This is a genomic window from Loktanella sp. R86503, assembly GCF_042466455.1.
Lineage (GTDB): Bacteria > Pseudomonadota > Alphaproteobacteria > Rhodobacterales > Rhodobacteraceae > Loktanella.
In genome coordinates, this window is sequence record NZ_JAXHCI010000002.1 from 2,233,338 (window position 1) to 2,255,690 (window position 22,353).

At 61.9% G+C, this 22,353-nt stretch carries 21 protein-coding genes; 2 read left to right on the forward strand and 19 right to left on the reverse strand.

The genetic code is table 11. From position 1 onward, the window contains the following. Positions 1 to 136: 136 nt before the first annotated feature. From ftsA to ftsW, 9 genes are all read right to left on the reverse strand, one after another. Entirely contained in the window at positions 137 to 1,471 is a 1,335-nt protein-coding gene (ftsA, locus tag SJY10_RS11920; RefSeq protein ID WP_386682852.1) for a cell division protein FtsA, read from the reverse strand. Further along, entirely contained in the window at positions 1,471 to 2,373 is a 903-nt protein-coding gene (locus SJY10_RS11925) for a cell division protein FtsQ/DivIB (protein WP_386682854.1), read from the reverse strand. Before SJY10_RS11925 ends, ftsA begins: the two co-directional genes overlap by 1 nt. Next, positions 2,361 to 3,281 (reverse strand): D-alanine--D-alanine ligase, encoded by a 921-nt coding sequence (locus SJY10_RS11930; protein WP_386682856.1) that lies wholly within the window; start codon positions 3,279 to 3,281, stop codon positions 2,361 to 2,363. Before SJY10_RS11930 ends, SJY10_RS11925 begins: the two co-directional genes overlap by 13 nt. Before the next feature lie 71 nt (positions 3,282 to 3,352). After that, on the reverse strand, positions 3,353 to 4,288 hold the full coding sequence (gene murB / locus SJY10_RS11935) for a UDP-N-acetylmuramate dehydrogenase (protein WP_386682858.1): 936 nt from the start codon (positions 4,286 to 4,288) through the stop codon (positions 3,353 to 3,355). Then, positions 4,285 to 4,542 (reverse strand): DUF2484 family protein, encoded by a 258-nt coding sequence (locus tag SJY10_RS11940; RefSeq protein ID WP_386682860.1) that lies wholly within the window; start codon positions 4,540 to 4,542, stop codon positions 4,285 to 4,287. Before SJY10_RS11940 ends, murB begins: the two co-directional genes overlap by 4 nt. Beyond that, positions 4,539 to 4,805 (reverse strand): DUF2484 family protein, encoded by a 267-nt coding sequence (locus SJY10_RS11945; protein ID WP_386682862.1) that lies wholly within the window; start codon positions 4,803 to 4,805, stop codon positions 4,539 to 4,541. Before SJY10_RS11945 ends, SJY10_RS11940 begins: the two co-directional genes overlap by 4 nt. Beyond that, positions 4,802 to 6,199: a UDP-N-acetylmuramate--L-alanine ligase gene (murC, locus tag SJY10_RS11950; protein ID WP_386682864.1), complete on the reverse strand. Its 1,398-nt coding sequence runs from the start codon at positions 6,197 to 6,199 to the stop codon at positions 4,802 to 4,804. The genes SJY10_RS11945 and murC overlap by 4 nt, the downstream gene beginning before the upstream one ends. A 16-nt stretch (positions 6,200 to 6,215) precedes the next feature. Then, positions 6,216 to 7,304 (reverse strand): undecaprenyldiphospho-muramoylpentapeptide beta-N-acetylglucosaminyltransferase, encoded by a 1,089-nt coding sequence (murG, locus tag SJY10_RS11955; protein WP_386682867.1) that lies wholly within the window; start codon positions 7,302 to 7,304, stop codon positions 6,216 to 6,218. A 103-nt stretch (positions 7,305 to 7,407) separates the two neighbouring features. Beyond that, positions 7,408 to 8,577: a putative lipid II flippase FtsW gene (gene ftsW, locus SJY10_RS11960; RefSeq protein ID WP_386682870.1), complete on the reverse strand. Its 1,170-nt coding sequence runs from the start codon at positions 8,575 to 8,577 to the stop codon at positions 7,408 to 7,410. Between the two features lie 159 nt (positions 8,578 to 8,736). On the opposite strand from ftsW, the gene SJY10_RS11965 reads away from it, so the two are divergent. Then, positions 8,737 to 9,909 carry an NAD(P)/FAD-dependent oxidoreductase gene (locus SJY10_RS11965; protein ID WP_386682873.1) on the forward strand — a complete coding sequence of 391 codons (1,173 nt, stop codon included), beginning with the start codon at positions 8,737 to 8,739 and terminating at the stop codon, positions 9,907 to 9,909. An 81-nt stretch (positions 9,910 to 9,990) separates the two neighbouring features. On the opposite strand, the gene murD is transcribed toward SJY10_RS11965, so the two are convergent. From murD to SJY10_RS12015, 10 genes are all read right to left on the reverse strand, one after another. Further along, positions 9,991 to 11,388, reverse strand: a complete 1,398-nt coding sequence (gene murD, locus SJY10_RS11970) for a UDP-N-acetylmuramoyl-L-alanine--D-glutamate ligase (RefSeq protein ID WP_386682875.1) — start codon at positions 11,386 to 11,388, stop codon at positions 9,991 to 9,993. A gap of 61 nt (positions 11,389 to 11,449) precedes the next feature. Beyond that, positions 11,450 to 11,917: a hypothetical protein gene (locus tag SJY10_RS11975; RefSeq protein ID WP_386682877.1), complete on the reverse strand. Its 468-nt coding sequence runs from the start codon at positions 11,915 to 11,917 to the stop codon at positions 11,450 to 11,452. A 137-nt stretch (positions 11,918 to 12,054) separates the two neighbouring features. Then, positions 12,055 to 13,137 carry a phospho-N-acetylmuramoyl-pentapeptide-transferase gene (gene mraY / locus SJY10_RS11980; RefSeq protein WP_386682879.1) on the reverse strand — a complete coding sequence of 361 codons (1,083 nt, stop codon included), beginning with the start codon at positions 13,135 to 13,137 and terminating at the stop codon, positions 12,055 to 12,057. A gap of 24 nt (positions 13,138 to 13,161) precedes the next feature. Further along, the gene (gene murF, locus SJY10_RS11985) at positions 13,162 to 14,580 is read right to left on the reverse strand and encodes a UDP-N-acetylmuramoyl-tripeptide--D-alanyl-D-alanine ligase (RefSeq protein ID WP_386682881.1); all 1,419 of its coding nucleotides are present in this window, start codon (positions 14,578 to 14,580) and stop codon (positions 13,162 to 13,164) included. Next, the gene (locus SJY10_RS11990) at positions 14,577 to 16,064 is read right to left on the reverse strand and encodes a UDP-N-acetylmuramoyl-L-alanyl-D-glutamate--2,6-diaminopimelate ligase (RefSeq protein WP_386682883.1); all 1,488 of its coding nucleotides are present in this window, start codon (positions 16,062 to 16,064) and stop codon (positions 14,577 to 14,579) included. The genes murF and SJY10_RS11990 overlap by 4 nt, the downstream gene beginning before the upstream one ends. 18 nt (positions 16,065 to 16,082) lie before the next feature. Beyond that, positions 16,083 to 17,867, reverse strand: a complete 1,785-nt coding sequence (locus tag SJY10_RS11995; RefSeq protein ID WP_386682885.1) for a peptidoglycan D,D-transpeptidase FtsI family protein — start codon at positions 17,865 to 17,867, stop codon at positions 16,083 to 16,085. Then, on the reverse strand, positions 17,864 to 18,223 hold the full coding sequence (locus SJY10_RS12000) for a cell division protein FtsL (RefSeq protein ID WP_386684651.1): 360 nt from the start codon (positions 18,221 to 18,223) through the stop codon (positions 17,864 to 17,866). The genes SJY10_RS11995 and SJY10_RS12000 overlap by 4 nt, the downstream gene beginning before the upstream one ends. Then, entirely contained in the window at positions 18,223 to 19,188 is a 966-nt protein-coding gene (gene rsmH / locus SJY10_RS12005) for a 16S rRNA (cytosine(1402)-N(4))-methyltransferase RsmH (protein ID WP_386682887.1), read from the reverse strand. The genes SJY10_RS12000 and rsmH overlap by 1 nt, the downstream gene beginning before the upstream one ends. Before the next feature lie 9 nt (positions 19,189 to 19,197). After that, positions 19,198 to 19,635 carry a division/cell wall cluster transcriptional repressor MraZ gene (locus SJY10_RS12010; protein ID WP_386682889.1) on the reverse strand — a complete coding sequence of 146 codons (438 nt, stop codon included), beginning with the start codon at positions 19,633 to 19,635 and terminating at the stop codon, positions 19,198 to 19,200. Positions 19,636 to 20,334: 699 nt separating this feature from the next. Continuing rightward, positions 20,335 to 21,408 (reverse strand): P-loop NTPase, encoded by a 1,074-nt coding sequence (locus tag SJY10_RS12015; protein ID WP_386684654.1) that lies wholly within the window; start codon positions 21,406 to 21,408, stop codon positions 20,335 to 20,337. A 306-nt stretch (positions 21,409 to 21,714) separates the two neighbouring features. Here SJY10_RS12015 and SJY10_RS12020 point away from each other — a divergent pair, with 306 nt between their 5' ends. Next, positions 21,715 to 21,867 carry a DUF1127 domain-containing protein gene (locus SJY10_RS12020; protein ID WP_372803805.1) on the forward strand — a complete coding sequence of 51 codons (153 nt, stop codon included), beginning with the start codon at positions 21,715 to 21,717 and terminating at the stop codon, positions 21,865 to 21,867. The last annotated feature ends 486 nt before the right edge of the window (positions 21,868 to 22,353 follow it).

A 22,353-nucleotide genomic window follows, 5' to 3' on the forward strand; every position in this document is an offset into this window, starting at 1 on the left:
CAAAAATCGCGTATTTGGGCAGATATTAACTGGTTGTTGTGGTTTCGTCACTCAAAAAGCACGGTTAACCCACAAAATATGGCGTGTTTTCGCGCATTTTTCGCCGCATCTGGTCGATTCGGCGAAATCTAGCGGGTTACCAATTGTCCTTGAACCACTTAACGGCGCGTTTCAGGGACCGTGCCGGATAGGTTTCGGCCGGAATGTCGAAGTCCCACCATTCGTCCTGCGGGTTCGCTGCAAACAAGGAACAGCCGACAGCGCCCGAAAACGCCGGCCCGGTTGCGGCCTGCGGCAGACCCTGCACGCGCAAAGGGCGCCCAAGGCGGACCTGCTGCCCTAAAATCTTGGCCGCCAAGCCGTCAAGACCGGGGATCTGGCTGCCGCCGCCGGTCAGCACGATCTGCTGGCTGGGCAGGTATTCGAAACCGGCAGCGTCAAGACGGGCACGGACCTCTTCCAGAATCTCTTCAATGCGCGGGCGCATGATACCGATCAGCTCTGCCCGGCTGACGGTGCGGCGGTCGCGTTCCCAATCGCCGGTATCGCCGCCGATTTCGATCATCTCCCGGTCGTCCATACCGGTGGCGACAACGCCGCCGTAAAAGGTCTTAATCCGCTCTGCCACCTGCATCGGAACTTGCAGCCCCATGCTGATATCGCTTGTCACATGTTCGCCGCCCATGCGCACCGCATCGGAATAAATCATGTGCTTTTTCATAAAGACGGAAATACCCGTCGTACCGCCGCCCAGATCGATGCAGGCCGCGCCCAGTTCCTGCTCGTCCTCGACCAGCGACGACACGCCGGCGACATAGGCAGAGGAGGCAAGGCCCGCCAGTTCCAGATCGCACCGCTTGATGCAGAAAAAGATGTTGCGGATCGCGGTCGCATCCACGGTCAGTAGGTGCAGGTCGGTGGCCAGACGCTGGCCGCCCTGCCCGCGCGGATCAGCCATGCCGCTGCGGTGATCAAGGGCAAAGTTCACCGGCTGCGCGTGCAGCACGTCACGATCATGGCCGAAATCAGGGGTTTCGCAGGACGCCAGCACGCGGCCAATATCGGCCTCTGTCACGATGCCGGTTTCAACATCGACAGCACCGTCAAGGCCGTAGGACCGGGGACGTGCGCCACTGAAGCAGGCGATGACATGATCGACGCGTACTTCGGCCATTTTCTGCGCAGCCTGCACAGCCGTGCGGATCGCGCGTTCGGTTTCCTGCATCGCGTCGATTTCGCCAAAGCGCACGCCGCGGGACCGGGTCGTCGCCGCGCCGATGACGCGAAACTGCGACTGACCCGCCAAGGCGGTGATGCCGTCCGCCTGCGCCGCGCGGCCGGGGCCGTCAAAACGCAGCACAAGGCAGGCGATCTTGGATGTGCCGATGTCCAGAATGGCAATCACACCGCGTTGGATGGCCGCCTTGCGCACATTCCGCATGGCCCGCTGTGTTTCGTATAGATCCCGCATCAGTTGCTTGCCCCTGTCGTGACTGCGTTGCGTGTCGCCGCAACTGCATCTTGTTGTAGTCTTACCGTTGGCCGGTTTTCATTACGCATATCCACTATGACGACGTCGCGCGCCAGCAGATCTTGCGTGTTTTCCAGCGCAATGACGCGGGCCAATGCAGCCTCTGCGCCTTCGCTTGGAAGTTGTATACGCTGGCCGCGGTCCAGCACCATATCCCAGCGCCGGTTCCCGATGCGCACCAAGCCGCGCACCCGCGTTGCGATGGGGGCGGCGGTGCGGAACAGCGTCAGCGCTTCGGCGATATGTTCCTTGGCACCGTCCCCCGCGATCAGCGGCAAATCACGGCGTTCGGCGCGCTGCGCCACGTCGCCGGAAAAGACGCCGCTGTCATCCAGCATCCGCAGACCTTCGGCCGTGCGCCACAGGGCAACGGGCTGGCGGGGCGTGATCCCGATTTCCAGCGCGCCGGCATCACCGACGCGCACATAGACATCGCGCACGGCGTCCAGTGCGGCCACCTTGGCCCGCATCGCCTCCAGCTCCAGCTCAAAAGACGACACAGGGAATTTGACGGACAAAAGCTCTGCCACCTGACCTGCCAGCTCTTCGTCGGCACCGGTGATGGCAAGGCCGGTCACCATGAATTCAGGGCGATGCTGTATCGCGGCCTTGATCTGGTCATAGCGGTCCGTGACAACGGCGCGATTGGCATCATTGGAAAACCAAGCTGTGCCGATCAGCCCGATCACCAGGGTCGGCACCCCAAGGCGAAGCCCCGTGCGCACGCCCGGTGTCAGCATCCAGCGCTGCCAGCGATAGCCCCACTTGGACGGGGCAGGATCACGCACCGGACGGGTGCGCGGGGCGGCGGCATAGGTCCGGGGCGCTTTCATCGTGCGCATGATGCATCCTCGATCAGCCAGCGGCACAAGGCGCCAAAGGAAATACCCACCTTCTCCGCCTGCTCTGGCGACAGCGAAGTCGGCGTCATGCCGGGCTGGGTGTTGGTTTCCAGCAAGATCAACCCATCAAGCCCGCGGGCCTCGTCCCAGCGAAAATCCGTGCGGCTTATACCGCGGCAGCCAAGCGCGCGGTGAGCACGCAGGGCGTAATCCATACAGGCATCAAAAATTTCAGCCGGAATATCCGCAGGCACCACATGGCGCGACCCGCCGGGCTTGTATTTGGCATCATAGTCATACCAGCCGTCGGTCAGGATATCGGTCACGGTCAGGGCGCGGTCGCCCATGACGGTGGTTGTCATCTCTCTGCCAGGGGCGAACGCCTCGACCATCACGGTTTCGGGCATATCATCAGATAATTGCGGCGGACCATTTGCAACATCGTGCACCAGATAGATGCCAACGCTGGACCCTTCGTTATTGGGCTTTACGACATAGGGCGGCGGCATCACATGACCGGCGCGCACGTCAGCGGCGCTGGCAATAACGCTTTTCACGACCGGCAAGCCAGCTGCGACAAAAGCGTCCTTGGTGCGCTGCTTGTCCAGCGCAAGCGCCGAAGCCAGCACGCCAGAGTGGGTATAGGGGATGCGCAGCCATTCCAGCAAACCCTGCACGCAGCCGTCTTCGCCCCAGCGGCCATGCAAAGCGTTAAAGACGACAGCAGGCATTTCCGCAGCAAGTCGCGCAGGCAGATCAGCGCCTGCGTCAAGTTCCACAACCGTGAATCCTTCATCCCGCAAGGCCCTTGTACATTCGCGACCCGTCGAGAGTGAGACTTCACGCTCTGCGGACGGTCCGCCCATCAATACAACTACCTTGGGATCCGTCCTGCTCGACATACCCAACCGCCAATCCTGCAGACCTTTTGCGGCCTGTCATTCGTTATTTGCCACCTGTCCGTGGCCCCCATGCGGGGTTAATTCGTGGTATCTTTCGGGGCTCGTTCACCGACCCTCATGATTTCCCACTCTAATGTGATTTGCGTGGAATCGTAAACCGTTTTCCGCACTAACTCGCCCAAATCTTCTAATTCTGCGGCAGTTGCACCGCCCGCATTGGTTAAAAAGTTGGCATGCATCGGGTTCATCACAGCACCGCCCAAGGTTGCACCGCGCATTCCTGCGTCCTCGATCACCTTCCAGGCCTTCAGATCATGGGTGTCATCGCTGCGGCCTGTGCTGGAATGACCGACCGGGTTGCGAAAGGTGCTGCCGGCGGTCCGGTCCTTGGTCGGCTGGGTCTGGTCGCGCTTAGCAATCTGATCCGTCATGCGCTGTGCCAACGCCTCTGGATCGCCGGCCTGTCCCTGCAGCACGGCGCTGACCAGCACCGCACCGTCCGGCAAGATGCTGGACCGATAGGCAAAGGCCAGATCATCCGCGCCAAGCGTGATCAGCGAACCATCACGCAACACCGCCTGCGCGGATTGAAATACATCCGCGATATATGCACCGTAGCAACCTGCATTCATCCGCAGCGCACCGCCGATGCTGCCGGGAATGGTGCGCAAAAAGGTCAGATCGACGCCCGCCTCGGCGCTGCGCCGCGCGACATGGGCATCCAGCGCCGCCGCCCCTGCCGTGACCGTCAGCCCGCCAACGGCGATGCCGTTAAAACCGCGCCCCAACCGGATGACGACACCGCGCACACCGCCGTCGCGCACGATCAGATTACTGCCGACACCCATGGGAAACACCGGTATGGCCGGATCCAGCGCCGCCAGAAAGCTGCGCAAATCATCCAGATCCGCAGGTTGGAACAGCACATCCGCAGGCCCGCCGACGCGCAACCAGGTCAGATCGGCCAGGGGGCGGTCAAGGGTCAGCGTGCCGCGCACGTCAGGCAGGTTCATGATGACTTCGGCCCCTTGGTTCCGCGCAGCCAGCGCGTCAGATAAATCACAGGCCAACGCAGCACGCTTGCGCCCGCCGCCAGAAACAGCAGCCCGACGATGGGACCCTGTTGCCAGGTCACCCACCCCAGCAACGGAATACCCACGGCGATCATGCCATAGGCTAAGCGCCAGTGATGATCGCGGCTTGGGAACAGCGCCGCGACATTCGCGGCAATCAGCCAGATCAACGCCATCAGGACCGGCGCGCTCATCGCGTCATCTCTGGCGGCAGCTGTGGATTTTGTCCCCGTGCCCGCGCCCAGAAATAACGCAGCGGGTTGCGGAACATGGATACAAAGGCAAACACAGCAACCGCCGCAATTAGCCAGCCAAAGTCAGCCCCCAGCCAGACGATCAGCGCAGGGGCCGCGATCAGCAGACCGATCCCCGGCACCATTTGCAGGCGCATGGGCAAAAACGCGGTGATTGTCGCCGCCAGCACCCAAAGGCATGCAACAAGAGCCGACCAGATCACGTGCCTAACCTGTCTTTCAGACCGTAAGCCCAGGCGCTGATCGTGCCAGCCCCAAGACAGACCACCATATCACCTGGTTTGGCCTGTTCGCGCACAAGACGTTCCAAATCGTCCTCTGACGCGACAGCGCGGGCGTGGCGATGGCCGTGGCGGATCAGCCCGGCAACCAGCGCGTCGCGATCAGCGCCCGGAATTGGGTCTTCGCCCGCCCCGTATACCTCAGTGATGCCGACCACATCCGCATCATTGAAGCAGGCGCAGAAGTCATCGAAATGATGATGCAAGCGGCTGTAACGGTGCGGTTGGTGCACGGCGATCACGCGGCCTTCGGTGGCCTGACGCGCAGCCTTGAGCACGGCCAGGATTTCTGTCGGGTGGTGGCCGTAATCATCGATAATCGCGATACCATTCACCTCTCCTACGCGGGTAAAGCGGCGATTGACCCCTCCGAATTTGGCAAGGGCGGTGCGGATTTCGTCTTTCTTCATGCCAAGATGGCGGGCCACAGCGACAGCTGACAGCGCGTTCGACACGTTGTGATCGCCCGGCATCGGCAAGACGCAGCCTTCGATAACGTCGTCTTCGGACTGCAAGGCCACGTCAAAATGCGCCGCGCCCTTGACATACTTCAGATTAACCGCCCGCACATCGGCCTGCGCGTTAAATCCATAGGTCACGACCCGGCGGTCGGTCACCCGGCCCACCAGCGCCTGCACCTCGGCATTGTCAGTGCAGCACACAGCCAGCCCGTAGAACGGAATGTTTGACACGAAATCAAGGAATCCGCGGCGCAGGTTTTCAATCGTGCCCCAGTGATCCATATGCTCCGGGTCGATGTTGGTGACGACCGCAATCGTGGCGGGCAAACGGTTGAATGTACCGTCGCTCTCGTCCGCCTCGACGACCATCCACTCGCCCTGCCCCATTCGCGCGTTGGACCCATAGGCGTGAATGATGCCGCCGTTAATCACCGTCGGATCAAGGCCGCCTTCGTCGAGCAAGGCCGATACCATCGTCGTCGTCGTGGTCTTGCCATGGGTGCCGGCAATGGCCACGTTGGATTTCAGACGCATCAACTCTGCCAGCATCTCGGCCCGGCGCACGACGGGCAGCTTTTGTGCCCGCGCGGCGTCCAGCTCCGGATTGCCCGCCTTGATAGCAGACGAAATGACGATGACCTCGGCCCCTTCCAGATTCTCGGCCCGTTGTCCGACAAAAATTTTCGCCCCAAGCGTTTCCAGACGGGCGGTGATCGGGCTGGCCTTTGAATCAGACCCTTGCACCCGGTAGCCGTGATTAATTAGCACCTCGGCAATGCCGGACATGCCAATGCCGCCAATGCCCACAAAGTGAATCGCGCCTACGTCAAGCGGCAGTTTCGTCGGTGCCATCATCGTCTTGTTCCGTTCATCAGTGTCTTGCGCCAGCCAGTTGTGTCACCAACTGAACCAGCCGCGCTGTAGCGTCAGGCGTCCCGCAGGACAAGGCAGCGCGGGACATTTGCAACGCGCCGGACGGATGCGTCAGCACCGTCTCCATGTGTTTGGCCAGACTTTCGGGGTTAAATTTGCTTTCGGGCATCAGGATCGCGGCCCCCGCATCCACCATCTGCCGTGCATTGGCAGTCTGGTGATCTTGCGCCGCCGCAGCAAAGGGCACCAGTACGGCGGGGCGTCCGATCACGGTCAGGTCGGCAATCGTGCTTGCGCCAGACCGCGCGATCACCAATTGCGCCTCGGCCAACCGGGTCGGCATATCGTCAAAGAAGGTGCGAATATCCGCGCTGATGCCGCGGGCTGCATAAAACGCATTCACCCGGTCGACATCTTCGGCCCGGGCTTGCTGAAACACACGGATATTGCGGCGCAGCGCCTCCGGCAGCAGCGCAATCCCGGCCGGCACGACGTCCGACAGGATCCGCGCGCCCTGACTGCCGCCAACGACAAGCACGGACATCGGATAATCGCCCGGCGGAATATACCCTGCCCCCGCCCGGTCCAGAATGGCCTGCCGGACCGGGTTGCCCACATGTTCGCCGGCCACGCCCTCAGGCAGGTTTGTCGGCCAGGTTCCACAAGCCACAAGATCGACACGCTTGGCAAAGATCTGATTGACCCGGCCCAGGACACCGTTTTGTTCGTGGATCATGCGCGGAATGCGCAACAGTGACGCGGCCGTCATCGCCGGGATGGCCGGATAACCGCCAAAACCAACCACCACATCGGGACGGTCCCGCCGCATCGCCATAGCAGCGCCCAGCGCGCCACCCGCAATGCGCAGCGGCACCGCGACCTTCGCCAATGCGCCCCCGCGGGCAAAGGTGCCGCTTTTCGCCTGCACAACCTCGACTGCGTCCGGAAAGCCGCCTACATAACGCGCGCCGCGCGGATCCGTGCTCAACTTCACCCGCCAGCCCAGATCCAGCATCGCTTCGGCCAGGGCCTGCGCGGGGAACATATGCCCCCCGGTACCGCCCGCCGCCATCATCAAAAGGGGCATAACACCCTCCATTCATCTGGCCGGGTAAACTCCGGGGGGAGTCCGCAGGACGGGGGGCTGGCCCCCCATCTGTGCGCCTGCCTGATTTTTCTGCGAAAAATCATCACCGCCCGACGCGCCGCATCAGGATATCGCCAATCTCGCCTTGCGGGCGGGACCGTGTCAGCGCCAGCAACATGCCGACGGCGATGCCGCCCGCGATCAAAGACGATCCGCCATAGCTGACGAACGGCAGGGTCATACCTTTGGCCGGCAGCAGACGCACGGCCACGCCCATGTTAATCATCGCCTGCACGCCAAAGGCGCAGGCCAGACCTGTACCCGCAAGCCGGACAAACGGATCGCGCTCTTTCATCAGCCGCATCAGGGTGCGCACCACGATCACGCCATAAAGCGTGATGATCGCCATGACGCAGATCAGGCCGTATTCCTCGGCCGCAACCGCAATGATAAAGTCAGTATGCGCGTCCGGCAGGGACCATTTCACCTGCCCCTCGCCCACGCCCACACCAAAAAAGCCGCCTTCGCGGATGGCATTGGTGGCATAGCCAAGCTGGGTACGCGGATCGACGTCAGGATTCAAAAATCCGTCGATGCGGCGGGCAAAGTGTTCGGACATATTATAGGAAAACACGCCGACCGCTCCGACGACACCGCCAAGGGCAATCAACAGGGTCATCGGCGCACCGGCGACGAAATACATTACGCCCCATGAAAACAGGACCAGACAGGCTTGGCCAAAGTCGGGCTGCAGCGCCAGAAAGGCAACAATCACAATCGTCAGGATGAACGAATACATCCGCCCCGGAGGGCCGCCAACGCTTAGCCCTGCCGCCATCAGCCAGGCCGCGACAACCACAAAACCGGGCTTCAGGAATTCGCTGGGCTGCACAGAGGCAAAGCCGAAGGAATACCAGCGCACCGCCCCCTTGCCAAAGTCGGTACCAAAGACAGGCAAAAGCGCCAGCGCAACAAAAGCGCAAGCAAAGCCGATCACCGCAAGCCGGCGCACCATGACGGGGGTCAGCATCGACACGCCAAACATGGCGATCAAAGCCATCCCGCCGAAAAAACCTTGACGGGTGACGTAATAAAAGGGGCTTAGCCCGTTCTTAGCCGCAAGCGGCGGCGAGGACGCCAGCCCCAGAAGCAGCCCGATGCCGAAAAGCGCCAGAATGCAGCACATGCTCCATTTGTCGATCGTCCGCCACCAGCGCGGCAGAACAGGATCACCTGTCACAACGCGCGGCGCGCCATACACCATTTCGGTCATCGTATTACCGCCTTGACTGCCTCATGTCCGCGTTTTCCGCAGATCTATCCGTCCAGCTTAACCTGACCGGCACGTCATTTCTACTTCAAATCGCGGCTTGGGCGAAAATCGCGCCTTTGCCCCCTTGCAACGCTGCCTGATCCGCGCCAATCCGGCCCCATGCACGTTCGCACCCTGATCCTTGGCGCCGGCGCCGCCGGTCTGATGGCCGCCGCTCATGCCGGCCCTGATACGCTTGTCGTGGACCACGCCCGCGCGCCGGGCGAAAAAATTCGCATCTCGGGCGGGGGGCGGTGCAATTTCACGAACCTGCACACCAGCCCCGACCGTTTTGTCAGCCAGAACCGGCATTTCGCGAAATCGGCACTGTCGCGCTATACCCAGTGGGATTTTATCGCTCTGGTGGATGCGCACGGGATCGCCCACCATGAAAAAACGCTGGGCCAGTTGTTTTGCGACGGTTCTGCCAGGCAGATCGTTCAAATGCTGCTAATCGAGGCAGAGCGTGCGGGCGCATCGGTCTGGCTGGAAACCTCTGTCGGCGCGATAAGCCATAATGGCACGTTCACGGTGACGCTGTCGCGGGGCGGACGCGATATCGCCGTTACCGCTGATCATCTGGTCCTTGCCACAGGCGGCAAGTCCATTCCCAAAATGGGCGCGACAGATCTGGCCTATCGCGTCGCCGCGCAATTCGGCTTGCCGCTTGTCACGCCCCGCCCCGGGCTGGTGCCCTTTACCTTTGCCGACGAGCGTTTCAAACCGCTGGCCGGAACCGCCCTGCCCGCACGGGTCACGGCCAATGGCCCCGGCTTTGACGAGGCGCTTCTTTTCACCCATCGCGGGCTGTCCGGTCCGGCGATCCTGCAAGCCTCCTCTTATTGGACAGACGGTGAGGCCATTACTGTCGATCTGTCCCCCGCCGCGCCGCTGGGCGATATCCTGATCGCCGCAAAGCAGACCGAAGGGCGCAAGGGCCTGACCAGCGTGTTGTCGCGCCATTTGCCCGCCCGGCTGGTGCAATACCTTGCACCGGACTGGCCGACGGCAAATCTGGCTGACCTGCCGGATGCGGCGCTGCGTGACCTTGGCGCAGCGCTGCACCACTGGCAGATGACCCCGACGGGCACCGAAGGTTATCGCACCGCCGAAGTGACACTGGGCGGGATCGACACCGCCGCACTGAATTCGCGCACGATGGAGGCCAAAACCGTGCCGGGCCTGTTCGCCATCGGCGAAGCGGTCGATGTCACCGGCTGGCTGGGCGGCTACAACTTTCAATGGGCCTGGTCATCAGGTTGGGCTGCAGGCACCGCTATCGCGGGGCGGTGACACCGATTTTTCGACGAAAAATCAGACAGCGCTGCATTGCCACCGGCTTGACGCAGTGCAGCAATTTTCTTTGAAAATTGGCTAGGCGATCCCTGCCAGCACTGCGGCGGTAAAATCATCCCCGCGCGCGGCAAAGCTGTCGTATTGATCGAAGGACGCACAGGCCGGCGCAAGAAGCACCACATCACCGGCCTGCGCGTCCGCCCGTGCGCGGGCAACGGCAACATCCATTGTGCCGCAAATTTCCGTTTCGATCCCTGGCAGTTGCAGGGCAAAACTCTCGGCCTCGCGCCCGATCACATAGGCCTTCCTGACCCCGCCCATGTAGGGCAACAAACCGTCCAGCCCGCCTTCCTTTTGCAATCCGCCGCAGATCCAGCGGATGGCGGGAAAGGCTTGCAAGGCCTTGGCTGCTGCATCGACATTGGTTGCCTTGCTGTCGTTTATGAACTGCACGCCGCCCGCCTCTGCAACCAGCTGGCTGCGGTGCGGCAAGCCGGGATAGCTGTGCATCGCAGCCTCGATCCCCTTGGGGCCAAGACCCAGCGTGCGCACGGCGGCATAGGCGGCACAGGCGTTCTGGTGGTTATGCGCGCCCGGCAGCCCCTTGATACTGCGCAAATCGATAGAGGCAACTTGCTTGCCCCGGCGATATTCGCTCAGGAACCCCTTGCGCGCGAAGACAGTCCAGCCGTCGGTCAGTTTGCGATTGACCGACACGCGGATCAACCTGTCGTCGCCGAAATCTTCTACCAACTGGTTCGCCAGCGACCGCCCCTCGTTTTCGTCGACACCGATCACGCAGCGATCCGGTCCGCCTTCGGCAAACAGACGGCGCTTGGCGGCGAAATAGCCCCCCGGTCCGGCATGACGGTCAAGGTGGTCCGGGCTGATATTGGTCAGGACCGCAACATCCGGCGTCAGGTGGCGGGCCAGATCAGTCTGATAGCTTGACAGTTCCAACACCACGACATCGCCATCATGGGCGGGGTCGATGTCCAGCACGCCGCGACCGATGTTACCGGCCAGTTGGGCGGTGCGACCGTTTTCCACCAGAATGTGGTGGATCAGGGCAGAGGTGGTGGATTTGCCGTTCGATCCGGTGATCGCAATCACGCGCGGCGCTGCGTCAAAGTTATCCCAATCCGGCGTGGCATAGGACCGGAAGAACAGGCCGATATCATTGTCTACGGGCACACCGGCATCCCAAGCCGCTGCAATGGCAGGGTTGGGCGACGGATAAAGATGCGGGATGCCGGGGGATACGATCAGCGCGGCGATGCCATCAAATGCACCGGGCGCGGTCAGATCGCGCAGGGTCCAACCTTCTGCCTCTGCCATATCACGACCGCGGGGGCTGTCGTCCCAAACGACAGGCGTCGCACCGCCAGCGGCCAGGGCGCGGGCCGTGGCAAGCCCGGACCGGCCAAGCCCCAGCACGGCAACCTGCTGTCCGTCAAATCCCTGAACCGGTATCATCGCGCACCCCATGACTGTTTGGGCGGACATTGCCCTGTGCAGGGTGCAGGATGCAAGGGCGTCAGCGCACCGGTAAAGCACCGAATTGCTGGCCGGGTCCGCATCCTGCCGTGATCGTCCAGACTGCCGCGATGAACTGGTGCGCAGGCCGGGCAAAGCCGTCGTCACCTTCAACCACCGGATTGCGCCACGCGCCGTCGATCTGCAGCGCAAGCGCTGGACTGTCATAGGCAGCAACGTTCGGCGCGGTGACGTTCGGTGCTGCGCCAAAAGATACCGCAGCGCTGCCGCGGAACCTGCGCGATATCGTGGCCAGCATCATGGCGGCCTGTTTCGCACGCCGTCCTGCGAAAAAGACGGGCGTGCAGTATTTTCCGTCGATCACGCCGTCGAACACAAAATCCGCCCGCGCATTGCGCCGCACACCGGGCAAAAGCGACAGGTGCAAACGGCACAGATCGTATTTGAACAGGCCCGCATCTTCGTAGCCTGGTGTGACCAAGGCCGGGTCAATTCGGTTATCCAGCATCCCCAACCCCTTTGTCCCGGACTGCTGCCTAGATTAGGCCTTAGCTCTGAACGAAGGGTAAATGGACAATGGATGCATCACAGCCCTGCCGCAGCTAAGGATCGGGGGCGCACAGCCCCCGGGTGCCAGGGGCGCGTTTACCGCACTTTCAGCGTGGCAAGGCCGATCATCGCAAGAATCAGGGAAATGATCCAGAAACGGATCACGATCTGCGGCTCTGCCCAGCCTTTCTTTTCGTAGTGGTGGTGGATCGGGGCCATCAGGAACACACGTTTGCCTGTGCGTTTGAAATAGACGACCTGGATGATGACACTCAGCGCCTCGACCACGAAAAGGCCGCCGACAATGGCCAGAACGATTTCGTGCTTCGTGGCGACCGCGATGGCCCCCAGCGCCCCGCCAAGGGCCAGCGATCCGGTATCCCCCATAAAGACGGCGGCGGGCGGCGCGTTATACCATAAAAACCCAAGGCCGCCGCCGATCAAGCCAGCGCAGAACACCAGAATTTCGCCTGAGTCAGGAACATAGTGCAGACCAAGGCTTTCGGAAAAGTCAACGCGGCCAACGAAATAGGCGATAATGCCAAAGGTGCCCGCCGCGATCATCACAGGCATGATGGCCAGACCGTCCAGACCGTCAGTCAGGTTGACCGCATTGGCCGCCCCGACAATCACGATCACGGAAAAGGGCACGAACAGGAACCCCATGTTGATCAGCACATCCTTGAACACCGGCACGGCCAGCTGGTTCGTCAGCTCTGCCGGATGGTATTGTGCGGCCCAAAAGCCTGCGATTGCAGCAATCATCAGGCCCAGAACGATACGCACCCGCCCGGACACGCCATTGGTGTTTTGTTTGCTGACCTTGGCGTAGTCATCGGCAAAACCGATGGCCGCGAAGGCCAGCGTCACGAACAGCACCATCCAGACATAGGCGTTATCCAGCCGCGCCCACAGCAGGGTCGAGGTCGTCAGCGCCCCCACGATCAGCAAGCCGCCCATCGTCGGCGTGCCCGCTTTGACAAAGTGGCCTTCGGGTCCGTCGGTGCGGATCGGCTGGCCTTTGCCTTGCTTGCGGCGCAGCACGTTGATCAGCGGCAAGCCAAAGATAAAGCCGAACACCAGCGCCGTCAGAAAGGCACCGCCGGCGCGAAATGTGATATAGCGGAACAGATTGAAAAAATCGCCGCCGTCCGACAGCTCTGTCAGCCAATACAACATCTGGTTATTTCCTTGCTTTTATCGTCAAGAGCGATGCCCCAGTTTACGGATCGCGTCAACAACGCGGGACACTTTGCTGCCCTTTGATCCCTTGACCAGCACAACATCGCCGGCATCGACAAGGCGCGTGATCTGCCCTGCCAGATCCTCCGCCTCTGGTGCCCATTGGCCGCGCAGATCGGCGGGAAGGGCGTCAAACAGCGCGCGCATGCGCGGACCGGCGCAGTGCACGATATGCGCCTTGGCAAGGTGCGGATCGCTGGCAAGGGCGCTGTGCATCTCGATCTCGTCCGGGCCCAGTTCCAGCATATCGCCCAGGATCGCAACGCGGCGTCCTTTGACGATACGGCCGACACCGTCGCGCGGGGTGCTGGCGGCCAGCACTTCCAGCGCGGCTGTCATAGAGGTGGGATTGGCGTTGAAGGCGTCATCGATCAGGTCAAGCGTGTCTTCGGAAATGCCGTGATCCAGCACGATGATTTCGCGGGTGCCGCGGCCGGTGGGGGGCTGCCATTGCCCGATGTCCTGCGCCGCCTGCACCGGATCCGCGCCAAGCGCGTCGCAGGCGGCCAGCACGGCGACGGCGTTCATGGCAAAGTGGCGACCGGGGACCGAAAGCTTGAACAGATAGTCGGTGCCGGCATGGCTGGCGTTAATGACGGTCGCACTGTCAGTGATGCGCACATGGCCAAGCGCCCAGTCCGCCCCGCCCCCAAACGTCGTGACGGCGTGCCCGCCAGCCGCCGCATGATTCAAAAGCACGGCAGAGGTATCAAGATCGGCGTTCAGCACGGCGATACCCTGCGGTTCCAGCCCGTCCATGATGGCGGCCTTTTCCGCCGCGATGCCTGCCAGATCGGCAAAGGCTTCCAGGTGTGCTGCTGCGACGGTTGTCACCATGGCGACATGAGGGCGCGCCAAGCGCGCCAGCGGTGCGATCTCTCCGGGGTGGTTCATCCCGATTTCAATGATGGCGAACTGGGTATCGGCCGGCATCCGGGCCAGCGTCAGTGGCACGCCCCAGTGGTTGTTATAAGACGCCTCTGCCGCGTGGGTGCGCCCCTGCGGGGTCAGTGCGGCGCGCAGCATTTCCTTTGTCGATGTCTTACCGACAGAGCCGGTCACGGCGACAACGCGGGCCTGCGTGCGGGCGCGGGCCGCGGTCCCCAGCGCCTCTAGCGCCTGCAAGACATCAGCCACCACCAGCAGCGGCGCATCATCCGCCACGCCGTCCGGGCGATGCGTGACCAAGGCGGCAGCGGCCCCCTTTGCCAGCGCCTGTGCCACGAAATCGTGCCCGTCCCGCGCAGCAGCAAGGGCCACGAACAGATCGCCCGGCTGCAACGTGCGCGTGTCGATCGAAACGCCGGTCGCCTGCCAGTCGCCTGTGGCCGCCCCCCCGGTGGCAAGGGCGGCATCGGCAGCGGTCCAAAGCGGTGTCATATCTTGCCTTCCAAAGCAGCGACAGCGACGCTGGCCTGTTCCGCGTCGTCAAAGGGCAGCACCGTATCGCCGATGGTTTGCCCGGTTTCATGGCCTTTGCCCGCAATCAGCAACGCATCGCCCGGTCCAAGCGCGTCAATGCCGCGCAGGATCGCTTCGGCGCGGTCGCCAATCTCGATCACCTCGGCGTGGCCTTTTGCGCCAGCCAGCACGGCTGCGCGAATGTCCTCCGGCCGTTCAGAGCGAGGGTTGTCATCCGTCACGATCACCAGATCCGCGTTTTCAGCCGCCGCCTGCCCCATCAAGGGCCGCTTGCTGGCATCGCGGTCACCGCCAGCGCCCACGATGACGATCAGCCGGCCCATGACATGCGGCTTCAGCGCCTTGAGCGCGGTTTGCACGGCGTCAGGCGTATGCGCGTAATCGACAAAGACCGTGGCACCGTTGTCGCAGCGCGCGACAAGCTGCATACGCCCGCGCACGGTCGTCAGCTGGTCCATGACATCAAAAACTTCGCCTGGAATAGCCCCCGCCGCGATGGCAAGGCCGCAGGCCAGCGCGACGTTATCTGCCTGAAAGCCGCCAATCAGGTTTAGCCGCGCCGTATGCGGGCGATCCTGCCAGGCAAAGCGCAGGTCTTGGCCCGTATCGTCAAACCGCTGGCTAAGAAGGCGCAGCCGCGCGTCCGGGTGACGGCCGACGCCGATCACCTCGATGCCGCGGGTCGTGCACAGGCTGGCCACCTCGTGCCCGCGCGGATCGTCAAGGTTGACGACAGCAACGCCATCTTCGGACAGCACGCGCGTGAACAGACCCATCTTGGCGTCGAAATACGCCTCGAAGGTGTGGTGATAGTCCAGATGATCCTGCGTGAAGTTCGTGAAACCCGCCGCGTGCAGCACCACACCGTCAAGACGGCGCTGGTCAAGGCCGTGGCTCGATGCCTCCATCGCGGCATGGGTGATGCCAGCGGCTTCGGCTTGCGCCAATACGCGGTGCAGTGTCACGGGATCGGGAGTGGTGTGATGCAGGGGCGCGGACCAAGCGCCTTCGACGCCGGTGGTGCCGATGTTGATGGCAGGATAGCCAAGCGCCTCCCAGATCTGACGGGTAAAGGTGGACACGCTGGTTTTGCCGTTGGTGCCGGTCACGGCGACCATGACGTCGGGATGCGGGCCGAACCACAGCGATGCCGTTTGCGCCAAAGCCGCGCGGGGGTCTTCGGCGACGATCACCGCGGCATCTGACGCGGCCAGCGCCTCTGCCGCCAGTTGGGCGCCCTCTGCATCGGTCAAGATCGCGCTTGCGCCCTTTTCCAGTGCCATGGCGACAAAGGCTGCGCCATGCACCTTGCTGCCGGGCATGGCTGCAAACATATGGCCCGGCCGGACCGCGCGGCTGTCGGTTGTCAGCCCTGCAATGTCGGGTCTGCGGCCGCCCTGTGCCGTCAGTCCCAGTTCCGCCAGCGTTTTCGTCTGTGCCATGATGTGGCCCTCGCCCGTTCAGTTCGAGGTAAGTGTTACACTGGCTAGGTCAGAGACTTCAATCTGTGGCCGCAGACCCAGCAAAGGTGCGACGCGGCGGATCATTTCGGCAGCGACAGGCACAGCGGTCCAGCCTGCCGTGCGGCGCGGCTCGTCACCGGAATTCTCGCTCGGCTCGTCCAGCGTGACGATCAGCACATATTTAGGATCGTCGGCGGGAAAGACGCTGGCGAAGGTCGCGATGACCTTGTCTTCGTAATAGCCGCCGCCGTTTTCCTTGGGCTTGTCAGCGGTCCCTGTTTTGCCGCCGACCTGGTAACCTTCGACATCACCCATGGATGCGGTGCCGCGGGTTACGACTTGCCGCAGCATGGACCGGGAACGGGCGCTGACCTCTGGCCGCACGATACGGGCACCCTGCTGGACCGTGTCGGATTTCAACAAGGTTGGCAGCACGCGGGTGCCGCCATTCAGCAGCGATGCATAGGCAGCGGCCAGATGGAGCGGCGAGTCCGACATGCCATGACCAAAGCTGATGGTCATCGTGCTGATTTCAGACCACTTTTTTGGCAAAAGCGGCGCACCGGAGGGAGCCTCTGACAGCTCGATCGGGGTGGGTTCTGCCAGACCTAGAGAGGTTAGAAACGCACGCTGGCGTTCGCCGCCGATCTGCATGGCAATGCGGCCCGTGCCCACGTTCGAGGATTCGACGATGATATCGGTCGCTGACATGCTGGGCGGCAGATAGTGGCTGTCGCGGATGCGGAACCGGCCCCAAGACAGCGGGCCCTTGGTGTCGATCATCGTGTCGGGGTTCAGCAGCCCCAATTCCATCGCCTGCGCGACGGCAAAAATCTTAAAGGTCGAGCCAAGCTCGTAAACACCCTGCACGGCGCGGTTGAACAGCGGGCTGTCGGATTGATCCCCCTTCAGCAGCACCTGCGGCCGGTTGTTAGGGTCAAAGTCGGGCAAGGACGCCATGGCGATGACTTCGCCGGTATGAATGTCCATCAAAACAGATGCCGCGCCTTTGGCGTTCAGCAAGCGCATACCGCCGTCCAGCACTTCTTCGGTTGCGGCCTGCACGGACAGGTCAAGCGACAGCTGCAGCGGTTTGCCTTCGTTTGCCGGATCGCGCAGCAGGCTGTCGAAGTTCCGCTCCACCCCGGCGACGCCGATGACTTCAGCGCTGGCCACATCTTCGCGGCCATAGCTGGCCCCGCCCAGGATATGGGCGGCAATGGGGCCGTTGGGATAGAGGCGCATCTCGCGCGGACCGAACAAAAGCGCGGGGCTGCCGATGTCGTGGACCTGCTGCATTTGCTCGGGGGACAACTGCCTGCGAATCCAGACAAATTTGCGCTTGCCCGTGAAATCCTTGATCAGGCGTTCTTCGTCCAGTTCGGGAAAGATCGCCTTTAGCTCGCGCGCGGCGCGCAGCGGGTCGATCATGTGCTGCGGCTGGGCGTAAAGCGAATGCGTTTCCAGATTGGTCGCGAGGATGCGGCCGTTGCGATCCACGATATCGGCGCGCTGGCCGATGATGGGATTGCCGGTCGCAGCTGTGCGCGGCTCTTCCGGGGCCGAACTGGCGATCGTGCCCATGCGCAGCCCGATGGTGCAAAATGCGATGGCGAAAAACGCGCCAAGCAGCAAAAGGCGCCCTTCAGCGCGGGCGCGGGACTTGTCGGCAATCGCCTCGTGGCGCAAGCGCAGGTTTTCCGCGGCAATCGCGCCGGGATCTTCGCCCCGTTCACGGGCTTTGAGGATACGGGCCAGCGGGCGAAGCGGTGTGCGGATCATAACGGGTCCTCGCCGCCACCGGGGGTGACGGATCTGATGTCGACAGGATCGGTGATAGGCAGAATATCGGGCAGCGGATAAACGATGGTTTCGATATTGCCGAACGCTTCTGGCGCAAGGGGCAACAAACCAAGGCGGTCGAAGTTGATTTCGGCCAGATCGATCAGGCGGTCCGGGCGGTTCAAATAGGCCCATTCCGCCCGCAACATTCCCAGCCGTTCATGCGCATCGCCGATCTGCGCGTGCAAACGGCGCACGTCCTTGATGGCTTGCTGGGTGGCATAGTTTTCCTGATAGGCCCAGAATGCCAGCCCCATGACGGACAGCGCCGCCACGACATACATCACGGCCCGCATCATTGCGCGTCACCCTTCATCATCGGCATCCCCATGTCCTTGCGATCCATCGGCTGCGCCGGCGCATCCGTGCGGACCGCGACCCGCAGCTTGGCCGAGCGCGACCGCGGGTTCATTGCAACTTCGTCTTTATCCGCCACAATCGCCTTGCGCGTCTTTTGCGTAAAGGCTGGCACAACGGTGTCCAGCACAGGCGCATAGCGGTTCGCATTAGGCGTCGTCGCGCTGCGTGTCTGGATGAACCGTTTCGCCATCCGGTCCTCGACCGAATGAAAGGTTACGATGGCCAGTTGCCCGCCGGGGGCCAGCGCACGTTCAGCCGCTTCCATGCCGGTGGCAAGTTCGCCGTATTCGTCGTTCACCGCGATACGCAGCGCCTGAAAGGTGCGCGTGGCGGGGTGGGATTGGTTCGGCTTGGGGCGCGGCAGGCAGGATTCGACGATCCGGGCCAACTGCGCTGTCGTCGTCACCGGACGGTTCGCGACGATGGCTTTTGCGATGCGGCGGCTGGCACGCTCTTCGCCATAAAGATAAATGATATCAGCAATTTCCGCCTCGTCCTTCATGTTGACAAGGTCGGCTGCGGAAAAGCCAGTTTGCGACATCCGCATATCTAGCGGCCCGTCGCGCATAAAGGAAAAGCCCCGCTCTGCCAGATCAAGCTGCATAGAACTGACGCCAAGGTCCAGCACGACACCGTCAAGGTTCTGCGCGTATTCATCCAGCCTAGAAAAGGTGTCCGCGACGGGCACGATCCGGTCGCCGTAATCACCGATCCAGTCCTGCGCCATCTCGAACGCGAGCGGGTCGCGGTCCACAGCGATGACACGTTCAGCGCCCGCATCCAGCAGACGGCGGGTATAGCCCCCTGCCCCAAATGTACCGTCCAGCCACGTGCCATGAATCGGCGCGCATGCGTCGAGGATCGCATTGATCAGGACGGGAATGTGGGGTGCATCTGACATGGTGGATCCTTACGGCACGAGGCTCATCGGGTCGAAGTCATCGCCCATTTCGTCCAACCACTCATCCAGCGGCTCGTCAACGTCGGCCTCGAAGCTTTCAAGCTTCCAGATCTGAAAATATTCGCCAAGACCCATGAAAGACAGCTCGCCTTCGACGACACCCAGCTTTTCGCGCAGGCGCAGGGCCAGCACGACGCGGCCGTCCTTGTCGATGGTCAGGTCTTCGGAATAGCCCATGAACAGCTTGCGCAGCTTGTTCTTATTGGGGTCGCTGTCGGGCATTGCCATGATACGCGCAATTTTGGCGTCATAGGCTTCGACCGTCAGCACCTGCAGGCTTTCGCCTAGGTGTTTACCATAAAGGATTTTTGCGGTCATGGGTTGGTCGGGGGTCCAGGCCGGGTCGCCCGCTTCGATCACGCGTCGAAATTTCGCCGGGATCGACATGCGACCCTTGGCGTCCACTTTCGACTGATACGTGCTCGTAAACGAGAGGTTCAACCTGTAGCCTTTTTACTGCCCGTCCCCCGAAAATTCGCCTTGGATGTGAAAACGGCGGATTGAGAAGCTGCCACTACTCAACCCGCCGTCTTCTGCCCTGAAAGGGCTGGACCGACTGCGCGCGCCACCTGGGGGGATGTCTGCTCGCTCGCGCGCCGGATCGCTTTGTTGGGTAAAAACGAGGCCTGTATGAAACCTGACATTTTGCCGGTGGGGTTCTTGTTGTGCCCCTTGTTTGTCTGCCCGTCGTTACCGTGAGACTGTTTTGGCAGACGCGCCCGGTCCGGGCAATGGAAAATTTGGGAATGCTGTGAACTTCACGGGAAAACAGGGGTCCTCACGGGTCTGTGATTCGCAAGTTATCCACAAAGAGACTCCGGCATGTGGGGGTCCTGTGGATAATTTTCCCTACATCTTGTGGAAATATTAACCGTTCCTGAGGATTCACAGAAGCCCCAAAAAAGTTTCGGGTCTGCTCCGAGTCGGACGAAACCAGTGGCTATCGGGTCGCAGTCAATCCCAAAACGGCCATGCGATTGCAGAAAAATGAGGCGCGAAAAGAAGAATCGGACCGCCTTTTGGGGCGATCCGATTCTGGATTCACAAAGATTCCATGCCAGCCCGCAGGCCGCGCGATTCGAATGGTCAGGCCATCCCGCCGTCGATGAACCGCCGGGCCAACTCGGCATAGGCCTGTGCGACGGGTCCGTCACCCAGCGCGACCGGCGTGCCCGCATCCCCCGACAAACGCGTGTCCAGATCAATCGGCAAGGCACCCAGCATCGGCACACCCAGACGATCCGCTTCGTGACTGACACCGCCATGACCAAAGATTTGCGTCTCTTCCCCGCAATGGGGGCAATGGAAGGTCGACATATTCTCGATCAGGCCCAGCAAGGGGGTGTTGAGCGTCTTGAACATGTCGATGGCCTTGCGCGCGTCCAGCAGCGCGACGTCCTGCGGTGTACTGACGATAACGGCACCGGTGACATTGGTCTTTTGGCACAGGGTCAGCTGCACGTCCCCCGTCCCCGGCGGCAGGTCTATTATAAGGACGTCGAGTTCGCCCCAGGCGACCTGCGTCAGCATCTGCTGCAACGCGCCCATCAACATAGGACCACGCCAGACGACGGCTTTGTCCGGATCAACCATCAAGCCGATCGACATGACTGTGACGCCGTGGGCCTGCAGCGGGATGATTGTCTTGCCGTCCGGACTGGCGGGCCGCTTGTTCACGCCCATCATCCGCGGCTGGCTGGGTCCATATATATCGGCATCAAGCAAACCGACGCGCCGCCCTTGCTTTGCCAGCGCCACAGCAAGGTTGGAAGACACAGTCGATTTCCCGACGCCGCCCTTGCCGGACCCGATAGCCAGAATGCGATCAACACCTGCCACCGGCGCGGGACCGGCCTGCGGTGTCGGGTGACGGCCCACCTTCAGGCTTGGCGGCTCTGGCTTGGGTGCTGGTGCGCTATGCGCTGTCATCACGGCAGACACAGTCAGACTGGCATCAAGAGCCTGTACCGCCGCCACGGCAGCTTGGCGCACAGGTTCCAATGTCGCAGCGGCGGCGGAATCAGGAGCCTCGATCACGAAACGCACGGTATCTGCCTCAATCTGGATGGCGCGGACCATATCACTGGCCCCCAAAGTGCCGCCGCCTGGCAACGAAATCCCTGCAACAGCGGCCAAAATATCGTCTTTGGAGATCGGCATCTTCATATTTCCTTCATAGAGCATCGCTTTTGCGGCACCCTGTGCTGCCAGACCAAAACCCGCAACCCCCTATTTCCAAAGGCCGGACCGCCCCTTTGCACAAGGATTACGCGGGTTAAAAACTGTCCTAGAGTAACGTTGCATTTGCTGCATAGCGGCATTGCCAACACGTCCATTGTGCAGTTGCAGCATCTTCATACATAACGGTCACAAGCAGAACGACAGACACTGCACCGAAATTAAAGACGCTGAAGGTAGATGAACATGGCATACGCAAACGCAACACAGACAGCAGCACCCGGCCTGATGGCACGCATGATCGCAGCAATGGCCGCACGCAAGGTGTACCGCACCACGATGACTGAACTGCAGTCGCTCGACAACCGCGATCTGGCCGATCTGGGCATCTCCCGCTCCATGATCCGCGCCATCGCTTATGAAGCCGCTTACGGCAAGTAATTCAGTTCGGAACCGGTCAACCTCCTCCCTGATCGGTTCTGACCCGCGCCGCCGCAACCTCCTCCCTGCGGTGGGCGCGCAAACAGGACGGCGACCCGACCTCCTCCCCGGGTCGCCGTTTTGAAACCAGTTTAAGAAATATGGGAACCTGCACCTCCTCCCGCAGTTGCCTATATGATCCGAAGGGCGCCAACCTCCTCCCTGGCAAACTTTGGAAACCCTCGGACGGCCCGCAACCTCCTCCCTGCGGCGCGGTCCACCCAGATCGGTGGTGGTCACCTCCTCCCGGCCACCACCGACAGGATATTTAGATCGGAACGCTGCACCTCCTCCCGCGGTAGTTCTGATAGCCCTCTGGCCACCAACCTCCTCCCTGGTTGGCCTTGGGGTTCACGACCCGGACGGCCCGCAACCTCCTCCCTGCGGCGTAGTCCAATACAGATCGGTGGCGGTCACCTCCTCCCGGCCGCCACCGATTTGCCCCAT